At 66.3% G+C, this 16,489-nt stretch carries 17 protein-coding genes and 1 pseudogene; 8 read left to right on the top strand and 10 right to left on the bottom strand.

From position 1 onward, the window contains the following. Positions 1-13: 13 nt before the first annotated feature. The 5 genes from NOV74_RS06125 (at position 14) to NOV74_RS06105 (ending at position 4,887) form a co-directional block, all read left to right on the top strand. On the top strand, positions 14-709 hold the full coding sequence (locus NOV74_RS06125; RefSeq protein WP_257310176.1) for a YdcF family protein: 696 nt from the start codon (positions 14-16) through the stop codon (positions 707-709). A 112-nt stretch (positions 710-821) separates the two neighbouring features. After that, a complete protein-coding gene (locus NOV74_RS06120) occupies positions 822-1,658 on the top strand; it encodes a hypothetical protein (protein WP_257310175.1) in 837 nt (278 codons plus the stop codon). A gap of 135 nt (positions 1,659-1,793) precedes the next feature. Then, positions 1,794-2,309, top strand: coding sequence for a hypothetical protein (locus NOV74_RS06115; RefSeq protein WP_257310173.1), 516 nt, complete (start codon positions 1,794-1,796; stop codon positions 2,307-2,309). Between the two features lie 65 nt (positions 2,310-2,374). Then, the gene (gene rsmI / locus NOV74_RS06110) at positions 2,375-3,226 is read left to right on the top strand and encodes a 16S rRNA (cytidine(1402)-2'-O)-methyltransferase (protein WP_257310171.1); all 852 of its coding nucleotides are present in this window, start codon (positions 2,375-2,377) and stop codon (positions 3,224-3,226) included. 500 nt (positions 3,227-3,726) lie between these two features. Next, entirely contained in the window at positions 3,727-4,887 is a 1,161-nt protein-coding gene (locus tag NOV74_RS06105) for an MFS transporter (protein ID WP_257310169.1), read from the top strand. Here NOV74_RS06105 and NOV74_RS06100 read toward each other — a convergent pair. From NOV74_RS06100 to NOV74_RS06085, 4 genes are read right to left on the bottom strand one after another with little or no spacing between them, the layout of a single operon-like run. Next, the gene (locus NOV74_RS06100) at positions 4,875-5,750 is read right to left on the bottom strand and encodes a DMT family transporter (protein WP_257310167.1); all 876 of its coding nucleotides are present in this window, start codon (positions 5,748-5,750) and stop codon (positions 4,875-4,877) included. The two genes, NOV74_RS06105 and NOV74_RS06100, sit on opposite strands and share 13 nt — an antisense overlap. Before the next feature lie 34 nt (positions 5,751-5,784). Continuing rightward, the gene (locus NOV74_RS06095; protein ID WP_257310166.1) at positions 5,785-6,576 is read right to left on the bottom strand and encodes a cupin domain-containing protein; all 792 of its coding nucleotides are present in this window, start codon (positions 6,574-6,576) and stop codon (positions 5,785-5,787) included. Next, positions 6,573-7,193, bottom strand: coding sequence for an RNA polymerase sigma factor (locus NOV74_RS06090; protein ID WP_257310165.1), 621 nt, complete (start codon positions 7,191-7,193; stop codon positions 6,573-6,575). The genes NOV74_RS06095 and NOV74_RS06090 overlap by 4 nt, the downstream gene beginning before the upstream one ends. Beyond that, entirely contained in the window at positions 7,190-8,551 is a 1,362-nt protein-coding gene (locus NOV74_RS06085; RefSeq protein ID WP_257310163.1) for a sensor histidine kinase, read from the bottom strand. Before NOV74_RS06085 ends, NOV74_RS06090 begins: the two co-directional genes overlap by 4 nt. Here NOV74_RS06085 and NOV74_RS06080 point away from each other — a divergent pair. Both NOV74_RS06080 and NOV74_RS06075 read left to right on the top strand, forming a co-directional pair. Continuing rightward, complete coding sequence (locus NOV74_RS06080; RefSeq protein ID WP_257310161.1) at positions 8,550-9,938, top strand: sensor histidine kinase; 1,389 nt, start codon at positions 8,550-8,552, stop codon at positions 9,936-9,938. The genes NOV74_RS06085 and NOV74_RS06080 overlap by 2 nt on opposite strands. Before the next feature lie 83 nt (positions 9,939-10,021). Continuing rightward, positions 10,022-11,236 carry a DegT/DnrJ/EryC1/StrS family aminotransferase gene (locus tag NOV74_RS06075; RefSeq protein ID WP_257310160.1) on the top strand — a complete coding sequence of 405 codons (1,215 nt, stop codon included), beginning with the start codon at positions 10,022-10,024 and terminating at the stop codon, positions 11,234-11,236. Here NOV74_RS06075 and NOV74_RS06070 read toward each other — a convergent pair. From NOV74_RS06070 to NOV74_RS06045, 6 genes are all read right to left on the bottom strand, one after another. Continuing rightward, positions 11,226-12,713, bottom strand: coding sequence for an HAD-IG family 5'-nucleotidase (locus NOV74_RS06070; RefSeq protein ID WP_257310159.1), 1,488 nt, complete (start codon positions 12,711-12,713; stop codon positions 11,226-11,228). The genes NOV74_RS06075 and NOV74_RS06070 overlap by 11 nt on opposite strands. Before the next feature lie 98 nt (positions 12,714-12,811). Then, positions 12,812-13,216: a SprT family zinc-dependent metalloprotease gene (locus tag NOV74_RS06065; RefSeq protein ID WP_257310157.1), complete on the bottom strand. Its 405-nt coding sequence runs from the start codon at positions 13,214-13,216 to the stop codon at positions 12,812-12,814. A gap of 306 nt (positions 13,217-13,522) precedes the next feature. Further along, a complete protein-coding gene (locus NOV74_RS06060; protein ID WP_257310561.1) occupies positions 13,523-14,377 on the bottom strand; it encodes an NADPH-dependent F420 reductase in 855 nt (284 codons plus the stop codon). Continuing rightward, a complete protein-coding gene (locus NOV74_RS06055) occupies positions 14,305-14,760 on the bottom strand; it encodes a DinB family protein (RefSeq protein ID WP_257310156.1) in 456 nt (151 codons plus the stop codon). Before NOV74_RS06055 ends, NOV74_RS06060 begins: the two co-directional genes overlap by 73 nt. A gap of 108 nt (positions 14,761-14,868) precedes the next feature. Continuing rightward, complete coding sequence (locus NOV74_RS06050) at positions 14,869-15,213, bottom strand: ArsR/SmtB family transcription factor (RefSeq protein WP_257310155.1); 345 nt, start codon at positions 15,211-15,213, stop codon at positions 14,869-14,871. After that, positions 15,200-15,655: an SRPBCC family protein gene (locus tag NOV74_RS06045; protein ID WP_257310153.1), complete on the bottom strand. Its 456-nt coding sequence runs from the start codon at positions 15,653-15,655 to the stop codon at positions 15,200-15,202. The genes NOV74_RS06050 and NOV74_RS06045 overlap by 14 nt, the downstream gene beginning before the upstream one ends. Positions 15,656-15,813: 158 nt before the next feature. Here NOV74_RS06045 and NOV74_RS06040 point away from each other — a divergent pair. Beyond that, positions 15,814-16,347: pseudogene (locus tag NOV74_RS06040) on the top strand (flavin reductase family protein). Positions 16,348-16,489: the final 142 nt, after the last annotated feature.

The following is a 16,489-nucleotide window of genomic DNA, read 5'->3' as shown; positions in this document are numbered from 1 at the left end:
CGGGGGCTCTCCCATGCCCAAGCCCTATCAGGCCCCGCCCCGTGCCAGCTTCCTCCAGAAGCTCGGCCCCGGCGGGGCCGCGTCGCTGGGGCTGGCCCTGGCCACCGCCTTGGGGTTGCTGTTGGTGCCCGTGGGCTTCCGGCTGCGGCGCGTGGTGACGAGCGCCGAGGGTGACCCGCTGGAGTGTGCCGACGCCATCCTGGTGTTGGGGAGACGGCTGCAAAGCGACGAACTCACGCCCGTGTACGAGGCACGGCTGGCCCACGGGGAGAGTCTGTGGCGGCAGGGCCTAGCCCCCCGCATCATTGTGGCTGGTGGCACCACCGGGAGCGCCTCCCGCAGCGAGGCTGAGGCTGGCCGGGACTGGCTGCTGGCCCGGGGTGTCCCCCCGGACGTCATTTTGTTGGAGGACCGCAGCCAGCACACCCTGGAGAATCTCTTCAACGTGCGGGCCCATCTCCGTGCCGAAGGCTGGCGCACCCTGCTGTTGGTTTCCGACCCGCTGCACCTGGCCCGTGCCCGCGCTACCGCTGTGGGCCTGGGGCTGGAGGTGCGGTGCAGCCCCTCGCCTGGCTGCCCCCCGGCGTCCGGGAGCTTGGCCTGGTGGCGGCGGGCGGTCCTCGAGGCCTTCTTTCTGCACTGGTACCATACGGGCATGTTCTACAGCCGGCTGATCGGCAGCGAACGGCAGCTCGAGCGTGTGACATGAATCCAGATAACATCCTGAAACAATTTGTGATTACAGGTGTTCGCTCTTAAAAAAAAGATAATTTTCGGATCGAATCGGCGTAGCCTCATGGGCCTAACTCAAGGAGGAGCCCATGGATACCCGAATCCTGCTTTGCCTCTCCCTCGGGGCCACCCTGGTGGCTGGTGATCCACCGGCCCTGACCTGGCCCAAGGTCCTGCGCATTGGTGTGGAGGACGTGAAACCCGGCAAGGAGGCCGCCCACCAGAAGAACGAGTTCGCCTGGTCGAAGGTGTTTGTCCAGGCCAAGAGTCCCTACCATTTCCTGGGCATGGTGCCGGTGGTCGGCGCGAACCAGGCCACCTGGGTGTGGTTCTACGACTCCCTGGCGGGCATGGAGGCGCAGCAGGCCTACATGGAGAAGAACCCCGCCCTCAAGGCCCAGATGGAGGCGCTGGCCACCAAGGATGCCGAGTTCATCACCAACTACAGCAGCGTGGCCTATGTGCTGCGGGGAGATCTCAGCCGGGAGATTGGGGACCTGGCGCCCCGTTTCTACTGGACCTACACGATGCAGGTGAAACCGGGTCATGAGGCCGAATTCACGGCCGGCGCGAAGAAATACGCCGAACTCTATGAGAAGGCGGGGCTGAAACCCCGTTGGGGTGTGTACCAGGCCCTGGCCGGGACCGCCAATCCCACCTTCCTCTGGGTGGTGCCATTGCACAGCCTGGCGGACGCAGACGCCACCATGGCCGACGACGAGAAGATCGCCAAAACCGCGGGGCCCGAGGAACTCAAGGGCCTTGCCAAGCTCACCGCCGATTGCTTCCTGCGGGAGGACGCCCAGTTGCTGGCCGTGGACCCGAAGATGAGCTACCCGGTTGCCGGCGACATCGCCGCGGACCCCGAGTTCTGGAAGGTCTGGACGGCCAAGCCCGCTGCAAAGGCCTCGGCGGCCGCGAAGTAGGGATTCCGGGACCCGGTTGGGGCCGCGGGCGCGGGGGGAGCGGGCCGGGAGCAACCACCCCGGCCCGTGGCTGAATTGAACTTGGATCAGCCGATGCCGATAGGAGGGGATCACCTGGCACCCAAGGGAGGGTTCATGAACCGCTGGATCGCCACCATCGCCTGCGCAGCCTTGGTTCTGGGAGGTTCCGCCGCCCTGCCGGCGGCCTCGCCCGTCCAGGAGGCGCCCCAGCCGGCACTCCCTTCCGTCGGTCAACCCCTCACGGACGCCACGCTGCTCCAGTTGCTCGATGGCCTGGGCTACGCCCCGAAGAAGCTCTCCAAGGGATTCCTCATCGCGATCAAGCGGGAGAGTTGGACCTACTACGTGCAGCTGGTGCTGAGCCCGGATCAGACCAAGCTCGGGATGAATGCCAACCTGGCTACCGCGGCCAACCCGGCCACCCTCCCAGCTTCCGTGTGGCTGGCTCTGCTCCAGGACAACGAGGATGTGGATCCATCCTGCTTCTACTTCAATCGGAAGCTGAACAAGCTTTACCTCCATCGCGTCCTGGACAATCACGCCATTACGTCGGCATTCCTGCGTGAGCAGATCGACAAGTTCTGCCAGAACATCAAGAGCTCCGCCGACGACTGGGGGGCTGTGAAGTAGGTTCCGGCTCCGTTCCAGGAATGCCCCGTGCCGCACTCCCCTGGGGGCTGCCAGACTGGATGGATATGGTCGGCCACTTGATTCTCGTCCCCACCCCCATCGGAAACCTCGGTGACCTCACCGACCGCGCGAAGGAGGCCTTGGCCGAAGCCGACCTGGTGGCCTGCGAGGACACCCGCCGCACCGGCGGACTGCTCAAGCACCTGGGGATCGATAAGCCCCTGCTGCGCTTCGACGACCACGCCGGAGCCGCGGCCTACGAACGGATCGGGTTGGAGCTGGCCTCGGGCCGCACCGTGGCCTACTGCAGCGATGCGGGGATGCCCGGCATCAATGACCCAGGCTTCGAGATTGCCCGGGCCGCCCGGGCGGCGGGGGCCAAGGTCACGGTGCTGCCGGGGGCTTCCGCGGTGCTGCTGGCGGTGGTGGCCTCGGGCCTGCCCAGCCATGCCTTCAGCTTCTGGGGCTACCTGCCCAACCGCGGCGAACCGCGGCGCACCCTGCTCAAGAAGCTGGGCGCCGAGGAGGAGACCGTCGTCGTCTTCGAGACGCCCCATCGCATCCACGAGACTCTGGCGGACCTGGAGGCGCTGCTGCCGGATCGCGAGATTGCCCTGGGTCGGGAGCTGACCAAGCTGCACGAGACCTGGTACCGCGGCACGCCAGCCCAGGTCAAAGAGCAGCTGGGTCGCGAAGATCGCGGTGAGATGGTGCTGGTGCTGGCGGGCGCGGGGGCCAAGCGGCTGGTCTCCGAATCCACTGCGGCGCTGGAAGGGGGCACGCTGCCGGACTGGGCCAAGGCCTACCTCGCCGCCGCCCGGGAAGGCGGCATGACCCTCCGCGAAGCCGTGAAGCCCCTCGCCAAGCACCTGGGCGTGTCAGCCTCCGACCTCTACCGCATGGCCACCGAAGTCTGAGTTTGTTCGCGGTTCCAGGGCCGAAGAGCTGGAACACAGAGGGCACAGAGGGCCGCAGAAGGCACAGAGAAAGGCAAAAGCGGTTTGAATCACTGATGAACACCGATGAAAAGCTTTGAACCGCAAGGGGTGCAGGTAAAAACAGAAAGCAGCCACGGATTTCGCTGATTCACACGGATTGAAAAGGGGTGGTGCTTTGTCAACCCTGACCTCCGGCCACGCCGGAGGCCGCCTGCGGCGGGCCCATGCACGGCGAGTCGGCGCCGCTCTGTGCCCTCTGCGTGATGCAGTTATCCTCAGCCTTGGGGCATCCTCGCACCACTGCTGTATGGGCCGATTCTTACATGGCCCCCTTGCTGTTCTCGTTCTGTTCATCGGTGTTCATCAGTGGTTCCTCGGTTCTTTGGCGCTTGGGGTTGTCTGAGCCACGGGGTTAGGCGCGACGCTATGCTGAAAGCACCGCCCGGAGCCGCCGTGCCTGTTCTTGTTCTTGCCGTCTGATGCCCCGGGATCCGCTGTCCCGCCTTCAGTGGCTGGTCTTCGCGCTGGTCAGCGCGGTGTTCACCACGGTCTACATCCCGCAGCCCGTGCTACCCGTGCTGCGCCAGACCTTCGGCGTGGGCGAGGGCACGGCCTCGCTGACTGTCTCCGCGGTGGTGTTGGGCATCGCCCTGGCGAACCTGCCCTTCGGCGCCCTGGCGGACCGCAGGGCCATCCGGCCCATCCTGCTGACGGGCGGGCTGGTGGTGGCCGCCGCAGGCGTGGTCTCGGCCCTGGCGCCGACGCTGCCGCTGCTGGTGGGGGCCCGGTTCGTCCAGGGGCTCTTCGTGCCGGCCCTCACCACCTGCCTGGCCGCCTATCTGGCCAAGGTGATGCCGGCCGAGCGGCTCAACGTGGTGATGGGATCCTACGTCTCCGCCACGGTGGTGGGTGGGCTGTCAGGCCGGCTGCTGGGTGGCTTCGTCTTTCCGCCCGCCCACTGGCGCTGGGCTTTCCTGGTGGCCGCGGCGCTGCTGTTGGCCGCCACCCTGGCGGCCTACGCCGGGCTGCCGGCGGAGGAGCCCGAGGAGACCCGCCAGGCCGAGGTCGTACGCTTCCGCGACGTGCTGTTCCGGCATGATCTGTTCCGCATCTACTGCGTGAGCGCCGGCGGTTTTTTCGTGTTCTCGTCGGTCTTCAACTACATGCCCTTTTACCTGCACGGGGCACCCTTCCACTGGTCCACCCGGGCCGTGACGCTGCTCTACCTGTCCTACATCGTGGGCGTGGTGGCTGGGCCCCTGGCGGGCCGCCTCAGCAACCGCATCGGCAACGGCACGGCCATGGTGGCCGGGTCGCTGGTCTTCGGGGTCGGACTGGCGGTCACGCTCATCTCGCAGGGCTGGGCCATGGCCCTGGCGCTCGCGCTGGTCTGCGCGGGCTTTTTCACCATCCACGCCTCGGCGGCGGGCGCTCTCAACCGCAAGCTCAGCGCCGGTCGGGGCCGGGCCAACGCCTTCTACGTGCTGTTCTACTACCTGGGCGGTGCTGCTGGCATCACCCTCAGCGGCCACGCCTATCACCTGGGCGGCTGGCACGGTGTGGTGGCCTTGGCGGCGGGCGTGCTGCTGGTGCCCCTCACCACTGGGGTCGTGGAGATGCGAGTGGCTCAGCGCGCCTGAGCCGCCTTGAGCCTGGGCGGCAGGCTGTACCAGGCGATGGTGGCGAGGATCGTCACGCCTCCCAGCAGCGCCCAGGCCGAGGGGCGCTCGCCGATGCCCAGGAACACCCAGATGGGATTGAGGACGGCTTCAAGCGTTCCCGTCACCACGGCGGCGGTGGCGGAGAGGTGCTTCATGCCGGCGTTGAACAGCAGGTAGGCAAAGCCGATCTGGAAGACGCCGAGGTAGAGGAGGATGCCGGCGTGGATGGGCGCGGGGCGGAAACCACGTAGCGCCAGGGGGGCGCAGAGGGCGGCCACCAGCAGGTTCCCGAGGATGATTGAACTGATGGGATCGACCTCCGGTCGGCGCTCCCGTTGCAGCTTGAGGGTGAGGGAGAAAAGGGCCAGGCAGAGGCCCGAGGCCACGCCGATGAGATTGCCGGCGAGGGTGCCTGCGCTCAGACGTCCAACGAAGAAGAGCGCCATGGCGCCGAGACAGACCACCACGGCGGTGAGATCCCGCCTCGCCACGGGGCGCCCGGCGAGGTGAGGCTCCAGGAACACCAGGTAGATGGGGGCGGAGAATTGCAGGAAGATCGCGTTCGCGGCGGTGGTGAGCTTGGTGGCGGCCACGAAGCAGACCAGCACACCGGCATACGAGAAGGCGCAGGCGAGGGCCAGCGCGTCCGGTCGTGGGAAGGGCCGCCCGCCGCGCAGGCGCACCACCAGCGCGATGGTGAGAGCCGCCACCAGACTGCGGGCGAAGGCGATTTGGAGGGCGCCCAGGGGCAACACCTTGATGAAGAGGCCGCTGGAGCTCCACAGCAAGGCCGCCAGAGCCACCAGGGCCGCGCCTTTCGTCCGATCGCTCGGTTCCGTCATGGGCCCATTGGACCACGACTGGCCGCGAAATCCGTCAGCCCACGGCCCCCAGAATCCGCCGCCAGCCAGTGAAGCGAATGCCGCCTTCGATGCGGAGGAGGGCCCAGCAGTCAAGGCCAGGCTCCGTGCTCGGGCCGTGCTGCTGGCCGGGGCCACAGGCCAGCCAATCGCCGGGACCGAGGTGGGCGGGGCCGTCCTGCATGACGCCGGACAGGACCATGGACAGCTCGGACCCCCCATGGCTGTGAAGGGGCATGCTCATGCCGCCGGGCATGTGCGCCAGGTTCAGCGTGGCGCCGGTGGCTGGATCCTGCAGGAGCCGGGCCACGCGGGCGCCACCGAGGCCCTTCCGGGTCCAGCGCCAGCGATCCTCGGCGGGCAGGTGTGGCCGCAAAAGGTCGAGGGCATCCTGGCCGGAAGGGCCCGCGGCGGGGATGGGTTCACCGGTGGCGTGCTGGCTTCGGCAGCCGTCGCAATGCCCCAGGTGCACCTTCAGCAGCAGGGCCGTGAGGGAATCGCCGCCCGGCTCCAGGGCTTGCCAGGCCGCCTCCTCGGGGTGATGCATGGGACCGCGCGGCACCCGGCCCTGCCGCAGGGCCGCCAGGGCGCTGTCCAGGGCGCGCTCGGCGGGGGGGGCAGGGGGTTCGGGCCAGAGGCGCCGGAGCAGGCCCGGGGTCCGCTCGAAGCTGTCCAGGAAGGTCCGGCAGGGCGGGCAGAGACTCAAGTGCAGTTTGACCCCCAGCCAGCTGAAGGGCCCCAGGGCGCCCTCCTCGTAGTCCGTGAGCAAGGCGACGACTTCGGCGCAGGTGGGCATGAGCAACGTCATCGGTCCTCCGCATGCCGGGGGGTGAATTCGGGGAGCAGGGCCCGCAGGGCCAGGCGTGCCCGGTGGACCCGCTGGCGCACCAGCTCGCGGGTGATGCCCAGGTGACGGCTGATCTCGTCTGTGTCCCAGCCCTCGAGGTCCCGCAGGACAAAGACGGCGCGCTGGTCGTCGGACAGGCGGTCCAGGCCCAGCCGGACCCTGGCCTTCAGCTCATCCTGTTCGACCTTCATCAATGCCTCCGCGTCCTCGCTCCATTCAAGAAGCAGGTCCACGTCCTTGTGATGCCCGTCGTCGCCGAAACGTGGCATCAGATCTTCGATGGCGTCCTCCCGGCGCCGGACCCGCTTCCGCCGGGCCATGAGGGCCTGGTTCACGCAGATGCGGTAGGCCCAGGTGCTGAACTTGCTGGCACCCTGGAAACCCGGCAGCTCCCGCAGGATGGTGAGGAGGGCGTCCTGGAGGGCATCCTGGCTCTCGGCCTCATTGCCGAGGATGCGGTCGATGACCCGGAAAAGCATGCCCAGGTGGGGGCGGACGAGGGCCTCGAAGGCCTCGGGGTCGCCCGTGGCCGCGGCGTTCACCAGGGCCGCCTCGGGGTGGCCGGGAGTCTGGCTCATGCGGCCTCCGGAGCGGTCCGCCGGGGCAGGCGGATGGTGAAGGCGGAGCCGAAGCCCGGCCCGCGGCTGGAGACATGCACCTTGCCTCCATGGCGGGTCACGATCTCCTTCACGAGGAAGAGGCCGAGACCCGTGCCCGCCACCTGGCGGGTCATCTCGTCGCCCACCCGGAAGAACCGGTGGAAGACCCGGGGCAGGTCCTTGGCACTGATGCCGTGGCCCTGGTCGCTCACCACGATCAGGACATCCTCGCCATCGCCATCCAAGGTCACGGTGGTCTGTCGAGGCTCGGCTGAGTACTTGTAGGCATTGGAGAGGAGGTTCTCTACGACGGTGCCCAGGGCCTTGGGATCAGCCTCCACCCACAGGGACTCGGGGGTGCATTCCAGCTTGAGGCCGAGGGCGCCCGGGCCCAGGCGATGGTCCATGCCTTCGCAGACGTTCTTGAGCCAGGGCCCCAGCTCCAGCGGCGCCAGGTGGAGCACCAGGCTGCCCGATTCGGCCCGCGCCACGTCCAGCAGGTTGCCCACCAACTCGTTGAGCCGCTCGAGATCCTTCTCCATGAGCCCGCGGATCCGCTGACGCTGCTCCGGGCCCAGTTCGCGGGTGAAGAGGGTCTCCGTCCACACCCGCAGGGAGGCGATGGGCGTCTTCAGCTCATGCGTGACCGCAGAGGTGAAGTTCCGCTGCCGCAGCTTGAGGTCCAGTTCTTCCGAGAGTTTTCGGTAGAGGAGAACGAAGCCGAACAGCACCGCGAACACCATGAAGGCGCCCTCCGTGCTGGCGCGGAAGACGGCGTGCCAGCGCTGGTCCTTCAGTTCCTGTAGGGGGGCGGGACGCACGGTGAGGTAGGCGGTCCCGTCCAACAGGAGGGGGTCATCCGGTGCCATGGGGCGTGGGATCAGCTCCACCTGAGGGTAGGCCTCCTGAATGGCCTGCCGGCGCTCGGCCAGGCCGGGCATGACTGGGAGCTGGCCCACCACCGTGCCGCTCGGAGAGGCGGGATCGCGCTGGGCATGGAGCACGTCAAGCATCTTCTGGGTGTCCATCTGCCAAGCTTGGGCCCGCGCCGCCTGCAGGGCTTGGGTGCGGACTTCCAGCAGTCGACCGGAATCCCGGATCTGCAGGCGGATCCACCAGCCGACCTGGAGACAGAGCACCACAGACACGGACAGAAAGATGATCCGTTGCAGGGGGAAGGTCTGGGCGCGTTGGGCCATGCCTCCATCTTGGCAGTGTCCCCCTATGAGGCCATCCTGGAGTCCGATGGCCACCTCGAACCCCCCTTCCGGCCCGAAGCCGATCCCGCAGCCGCCCAAGGCGGACTCGGGCCCGAAACCGGCTTCCTTCGGGTCCATGGCTGGTTCCGGTCCCAAGCCGGTCGCTCCTCCAGCCCAGCGGTCCCAGGGCTCCGAGCTGCTGGCGGAGTTGTTGCAGGCTCAGCGGCAGTCCACCCTGGCCATGCATGAGGTCCGGGACCTGCGCGCCAAGCTGAGCCGTCGTTCTCACCAGATGCAGGTCCTCCAGCATGTGTCCGAGATCCTGGCAGCCACTTCCAAGGGGGGCCAGGTGGTCAGCGTGGTCCTCGAGGTGCTGGCCCAGGAGTTCCGCTGCCCCCGCGCGGTGGTGTGGACGTTGGAGGATGGCGGCTCCGGGTATGTGCCCAAGGAAGGCGCCGGGCTCACGCGCGCCGAATGGTCAGCCCTGCGGTTGCCGGCCCCGAATCCCTTTCCGGACATGCCCCTGGTGCTGTTCCAGAGTCAGTGGCTGGACCCGCCCACGGGGGGCGCCGCTTTCGCGACGCTGCGGGGGCCCGAAGGCGCGGCCCTCTACTTCGTCCCCTTCGAACACCAGCTGCTCCTCATGGGCTTCGTGATCCTGGCCATGCCCACAGACCGGCGGGTGGAGGAGGAGGAACTGGATTCCATCTCCATCCTCCAGCGGCAGACGGCCATCTCGCTCTACAACGCCTGGCTATTCAAGGATCTGTCTGAGCAGCGGGACGCGCTGCAGCGCCAGACCCTCGAACTGGAGCGCGTGAACGACGCCCTGCGTGAGGCCGATCAGCTCAAGAGCGAGTTCCTCGCCCTCACCAGCCACGAGCTGCGCACCCCACTCACGGGCATCCTCGGGTTCACGCGCCTGGTCATGGACGGCCTCTACGATGATGCCGAGGAGATGCGGTCCATGCTCCAGGACAGCTACACCTCGGGCCAGCATCTGCTGGGGCTCCTCAACGACATCCTGGACCTGGCGAAGATCGAATCCGGCCGCCTGGAGGTTCATTCCACCCCCACGAGTCTCGGCCAGCTGCTGGATGAGGTGAAGCCCATCGCGGAGGCTTACCCCCGCAAGCCAGGCGTGGAGCTGGTCTGGTCCGACGTCAGCGGCATTCCTGAAGTGATGGTGGATCCCAGCCGCCTCAAGCAGGTGCTCCTCAACCTGCTGTCGAATGCCTTGAAGTTCACCAAGGAGGGGACCGTCAGCGTCGTCGTGGAGCGGCACCCCGGGGTCATCGCGCTCCTGGTCGTGGATACGGGCATCGGCGTGAGTGCCGAAGGCCAGAGCCGTCTGTTCCAGAAGTTCGCCCAGGCCGAAGGTGGCCATGCGCGGGAATACGGCGGCACCGGCCTCGGCCTCGTCATCTGCAAGCACCTCATGGGCATGATGAACGGCACCATCATTCTCTTCAGCGAGGGCATGGGCCACGGCAGCACCCTGAAGATCACAATGCCGATCGCCTAGGATCGGGGCGCGGGTGGTCTGTGGTTGATCGCGAGGCTTCGCGCCGCGATATGTGAAAATGATCGCTCGTGTACGGAGCCTCCATGACCTACCAACGCCGGCCCCACTTCCTCCCCTTCACCCGTCCCATGGTCGGGCAGGAAGAGATCACGGAGATCATCGACTCGATCCACAGCGGGTGGCTCACCACGGGGCCGAAGTCCGCAGCGTTCGAAGAGAAGCTGAAGGTCTACAACGGCGTGCCCCACTGCCTGGCCATGAACAGCGCCACCACGGCCCAGGAGATCACCATGCAGGTGCTGGGCATCCAGCCCGGCGATGAGGTCATCACCACGTCGCTCACCTGGGTGAGCACCCTCAGTACGGTGGTGCTGCAAGGCGGCGTGCCGGTGCTGGTGGACATTGACCCGGTGACCCTCAACATCGATCCGGCCAGGCTCGAGGCCGCCATCACGCCCCGCACCAAGGGCATCATCCCGGTGCATCTCACAGGCCTACCGTGCCCCATGGAGGCGATTTGGGCCGTGGCCGAGAAGCATGGCCTATGGGTCATCGAGGATGCGGCCCAGGCCATGGGCGCCCACTACAAAGGCACGAAGATCGGCGGCGATCCCCGCTCGATCATGAGCGTGTACAGCTTCCACCCGAACAAGAATATGACTACGGGAGAGGGCGGGGCCATCGCCTTCTTCAACGACGAGTACGAGAGCCGCATCAAGCGCCTGCGCTTCCACGGCATCGACCGGGATGCGTGGAAGCGCTTCGCCAAGGAGGGCAGCCCTCACACAGAGGTCTATGAACCCGCCCGCAAGGCCAATTTCATGGACCTCCAGGCGGCCATGGGCCTCCACCAGATCGAGAAGCTGGACGGCTTCAATGAGCGGCGCGGTGTCTTGTTCCACCGCTACCTCGAGCTGATGAAGGACATCGAGGAAGTGCGGCTACCCTGGCCCGGCGACGCGGACCACGGCCACTGCTTCCACCTCTTCGTGCTGCGCATCCATCCCGAGAAGATCGGCCTGGATCGCGACACCTTCGTGGCCGCGCTCAAAGAGGAGAACATCGGTACGGGTATCCACTACCGTCCGGCCCATATCCATCCCTGGTACCGGGACTTCTACGCGGCGCATCCTTCGCACCTGCCCAAGGATGGCCTGCCCCACAGCGAGTGGAGCGGTGAGCGCCTCATGAGCCTGCCACTCTGGCCGGGCCTCACCGAAGCCGACCAGGATCAGACCGTGGCTGCCATCCGCCAGGTGATCGCCCGGGCCAAGGCCCAGCACCTCATCACGGGGTGATCCAGCGGCCCAGACGCTCGTGGGGCAAAGCGGGCAGTGGCGCGTACACCGTCGCGTGGGGATCGTACATGTAGAGGTTGCCCACGCGGCCGGTGTAGGCGCAGGCGAACTGCTGGATCTGGTCGGCGAAGCGGGTCTGTTCGTCCCGGTCGCGGAAGATGGGCCCCCAGGTGGGGTTGAAGGCGGCCTCCACGGATTTCGTGAGAGTGTCCAGCTCGAGGCTCTGCAGCTCCGCCCGACGCTGGAGAGCTTCGGCGCTGCTGGCCAGGTGCACGGCCTCCTGGTCCAGGGCGGCGGTGGCCTCGGTGCTGAGGCGGGGCCCCAGCACATGGCGCCGCATCCGGTTGCGTTTCCACTGGTCCTGGAGCACCGAGGCTCGCCGGAGGGTGCGGCGGCGAATGGTTTCGATGCGCAGCATGTCCCGCATGTCCTGGTTCCGAGCCTCCAGCAGCTTGATCTCATGTTCCAGCTCCGGCACCAGCAGCAGGGTCCGCCAGGAGGCATTCTTCTTGGAGCGCAGCACATCGCCATAGATGTGGTCGCCCACGTAGAGAATCTGCTCGCCTTCTGCTCCCAGCTGGGCCTCCAGCCAGGCGGCGTGGCCGCCCGTGAAGCAGCGTGGCCAGCCCTCCAGGGGCACGGGGTCCGGCGTATCAAGGAAGAAGGCGGGCTTGCGGCTGCTCACCACGACCAGATCGAAGTAGTCGATCCAGCGGGGCCGGGCCGGGTCCTGCCCATCCAGCAGATGGCCCAGGACACCCGCGGTGAAGCTCCATTCGCTATTGGTGAGGAGGAAGAGCTTCTTCCCTTCGCGCTTGAGCCGGTCCAGGGCCAGCGCCAGCTGGGGATCATGCGGGATGAAGAAGTCACGGTGGGCCAGGATCTCTGTTTTCATCTCTCCGTTCCGGTGGGCGGTGTCGATGGCCCAGCGCACGTCATGGAACAGCTGCAGGTAGTTCTCGGCCTTGAGGAGGCTCTGGTCCAGGCTGTCCACCAGCCGGGCGTAGAGGTAGCCCTCGGGAATCTCGAAGAGCGTGTCGAGGTTGCGGAAGCCCTTGGCTGTGATGGACAGCCGGCGTCGCCCGTAGACGGCGTCCAGCTCCGTGCGGGGCAGGATCCGGGTGCCATGGCAGGCCCGGACCACCTGGCGCTCGCGGTTGAGCTTGAGCACGTTTCCGCGCAGCCCGTCCAGCAGCAGACCGCGCACGGCGAAGGCCGGATCGTAGGGGATCTCCAGGAGCCAAGCCGAGTAGCCGCGGTCCCGCACCAGGTACCGCACCGCCTTCTTGAAGGCCAGCTCGTCGATCTCCGGCGCCCGGTAGCGCGCCAGGGTGTGGTCCATGTCGAAGCCGATGGCCTTGATCTCACCAAGGGGCAGTGTGCGCAGGGCGAAGAGCTTGCGCTCCGGCGGCAGCCGGTCGTCCCCGTTCAGCAGCAGCGGCGGCGCGGCAAGCAGGGCGGGATCCCAGGCGGTCATGGATTGAGCGTACTCCAAGTGAAAGCCTGTAAAGATATCCACAGATTCCACAGATGGATACAGATTCTAGGGACGGAGAATCTGTGGAATCTGTGGACCTAGCTTCTTTCGGGCTCTTCGTGTCCGATGCCATGTGTAATGCTCTGGTGCCCGAACACCTCCCACGCCAGTTGCCGGAACCGCTCCGTGTGGCCCCAGTCCTTCTCCCGGTCCATCCAGAGCTTGAAGTGAATGAGTTCATGCTCGAGGATTCGGAGCTGCACGGCCTCCGGATCGTGGCAGTTCATCCCGCACACTTGCTGCGGCCACGGCCAGTCCCGGCGGCGCAGCAGGGGGATGCTGAGGCGGATCTCCGGATGCCATGTGCCGCGGGAATCCTTCTCGATCACGAAGAGCCCCGCGCACCGCGCCATGCGGGGCGACCAGATCACCGGAGGCGGCGCGAGGTTCCACCCCGCCTCGCGGAGGATGGCCTGGGCCTTGTGGCGGAGCGTGAGCGTCATGTTTTCATTCTGAAGTAGATCTCGCGTGTTTTCGCAGCCCGAAGGGGGAGCCCACAGGTTGGCTTCAATCCTTGGCCTTCCGCACCCTGGCCTTCGAGCGCTTGAAGCGGTCCAGACACGATTGACGGATGCCGATGGCTCTCGATATCCGATGGTCGGAGGTCGAGACGCTCCTACACCAGCGGCGAGAGGGCGGAGGAACTTCTACGCCGATCCCCGGGAACCCGGTTTCATCGGGAGACGGCCTCCCCAGCCACCTCAAGGGCCTAGATGGTCCAGTCGTTGGCGGTAATATCCTCCGCTGCATTACATGGACCTCCTGATGCGCGCCTCCTGTTCGGTGCGGTATTCGACGATCCGGCTCCGGTCAGCTTCGGCGAGCGCACGTCGGAGAGACGCGGCGTCAAGATCGCGGCAGTAGGCTGGCGTTCCGGGTTGCTGGCGCCAGGAATCCTTCAGGGTCCCGCCATCGACGGGATCGAAGCCGAGATCGTCGACGAGGCGGAGCACGGTGGCCTTGGCATCCGGTGCGTCCCCGCATACGGAAAGCGCGATCCGTCCTGGCGTTCCCTTGGGCGCGCCCTTCTCAAGGAGGCTTTTCGCGAAGATGTTGTTGAAGGCCTTGATCAGGGGATGACCGATCTGCTGCGCGACCCAGGGACTGTCGAGCTGGCCCTGGTCGATGGCCTCGATACGGCCATCACGGAGTTTGGGATGGTAGTTGCCGATATCGATGACGACCACGCGATCCGGCAGGTTTGAGAACAGCTCGGGCGAAAGCCGGGGGACGGCTTTGGTGGGAATCGCCAGGATGACGATGTCACCAGCCTGGACGGCATCGGCCACGGATGCGGGCGTCGCGCCGATCTTCTCCGCCAGTTCTTTCAGGCTCTCGGGGCCGCGGGCGTTTGCCATCAGGACGCGGTGGCCGAGCTTGGCGAGGTGACGGGCCAGGACCTCTCCCATGCTGCCTGTGCCGATGATTCCGATCTTGAGATGGGCCATATCCCATACCTCCCTGGTCGCACGAGATGGTTGTGAGGGCTCGTGCCGGCGTAGGTGTCTCCTGGCCGGTACGGGCCCTTCCGTTAGACCTTCTTCGTCTTCGCGGGCGGCTTGATCACGCCGGGCAGGCCCAGGAGCTTTCGGGCGGTGCCCAATTGGCCCAGGTGGTAGGTTTCGTGCATGAAATAGATGCCGACGATCTGGGCCAGTGGCAGGGTGGCCTGGAACGCGGGATGGAAATGCGATTCATCCCAGTCGGCAGAGCCGAAGGCCGTGTTCAGGGCTGCCTGCGTGTCCTCCATGGCAGCTTTGAACTGCGCCAGGGCCTGGGGCTCGGTCGCCGCCGGCCGATAGGCAGACTTGAGAACATCCCCGAGAAGTTCGTGGCGGTATTCCAGGATGTGATTGAGGATCCACGTGATGCTGTTCACGTCGTCAGAAGGAGGCAGATCGGCCTGGCTTTGGGTGATGTCGGCCAGGTTCTTCTCCAGCAGGACATCTCGATTGATGTTGAAGAGGGCGGTCCAGGGTTGGGACATCGATTGCTCCTTGGGGGGCGCGGTGGCCCGGGTGCGGGTTGAATGGGAAGATGGCTTCGCCTGCCTTAAGCAGGACTTAAGGCCATCGCAGACGAGCAAGCCCGTTTTTTAGGTTTCGACGAAGGCCTTGAGGCGCGCCAGGGCGACGTCCCACTCCTTCGAGAGGCGTTCGAGGTACTGGTGGGCGTCCTCGAGGCGCTTGGGCTCGAAGGCCCAGATGCGTTCTCTTCCCTGGCGGCTGCTCTTGACGAGTCCGGCCTCGGAGAGCACTTCGAGATGTTTGGTGATGGCCTGCCTGGTGACGTCGAACTGGCTGCTGAGGCGCGTGACCGTGAGCGGCCCTCCGGCGCAGAGGCTGACGAGCAGGCCCAGGCGCGTGGCATCCCCCAGGGCGGCGAAGAGCGGCGCCGCATCCTTCAGCCGCGCGGGGGAGAGGGCTTCAGGCCGTGACATAGCGTTCGATCCGGGGCAGCTGGCCCGCCCAACCGGCATCGTTCATGCGGAAGGCCTCGTCGCGCCGCTCGGGCGGCAGCTGGTCGAAGCCGGACTCCACCACCTTGAGCAGGGTGCCACCCTCGGCTGATTCGAGGTGGAACTCCACGAGGGTCATGGGCTCCGTCGAATAATCTTTCTTCGCATCCATGGGGTACGGATGCCAGCGGTAGGAGAAAGTGCTCTCGGCTTCCATGCGTTCGACCCGCATCTCCAGGTGGATGTGCTCGTAGTTGGGATGGGTGATCCGTCCGAAGACCGGCTGGCCGGGGAGGAAACGCCCCTCCAGCTTCATGCCGAACCACGTGCCGAACTCCTCGGCGTCCACCAGCGCCTTCCAGACCCGCGTCCGGGGCGCGCGGAGATGGATCTCCTTCCTGATGCAGTCGGTGCTTGATGTCATGACGTGTAACCTCCTGGTTGCATGTTAGGCGAATCGGGAATTGATGCAACCCCTTGGTTGCATTTTTCTCCATCGGGAGCAGACCCAGCTCTTCCGGCCCGGCGTAGGCTTGGATCGGGCCAACCCTGGAAAGGGTGGCGGAGGGAAGGAGGCGCGCCATGAGGAGGGCCCTTCCACTGTCGGAGGTGTACACCCTGCTGGAGCCTGGCCCCGTGGTGCTGCTCACCACGGCCCACCGGGGGCGCGCCAACGTCATGGCCATGTCCTGGCACATGATGATGGAGTTCAATCCGCCCCTGGTGGGCTGCCTGGTGAGCGGCGCCAACCACAGCTTCGAGGCCCTGCGGAAAACGCGGGAGTGCGTGATCGCGATCCCCGCGGCCGGGCTGGCGAAGCAGGTGGTGAAGGTGGGCAACGCCTCGGGCCGGGATGTCGACAAGTTTGCGGTCTTTGGCCTCACGCCCCTGCCGGCGAAGAAAGTGGCCGCGCCGCGGGTGGCCGAGTGCTTCGCGAACCTGGAGTGCCGGGTCGTGGATACGCGCTTCGTGAACCGGTACAACCTCTTCGTGCTGGAGGTGGTCCAGGCCTAGATCGATCCCGCGCAGAAGAAGCCGAAGACCCTCCACCACCACGGGTATGGGGTCTTCGTGGTGGATGGCCAGACGATCCGGTTGAAGTCCGGCAAACCCTGATACAACCTCGCCTTCAAAAGGCAGAGAACACCACCAAGACACCAAAGCACCAAGGAAAGCCAGGGCCATGTGCTTTTTCCGTTCTTGGTGGTCTTGGTGGTCTTGGTGCCTTGGTGGTGGAAAATGTTCTTTCCCTTCTTAT

It is taken from the genome of Geothrix fuzhouensis (assembly GCF_024609325.1).
Classification (GTDB): domain Bacteria; phylum Acidobacteriota; class Holophagae; order Holophagales; family Holophagaceae; genus Geothrix; species Geothrix fuzhouensis.
Note: the sequence above shows the minus strand (reverse complement) of the source record. Positions and strands in the feature narration are given on the sequence as shown.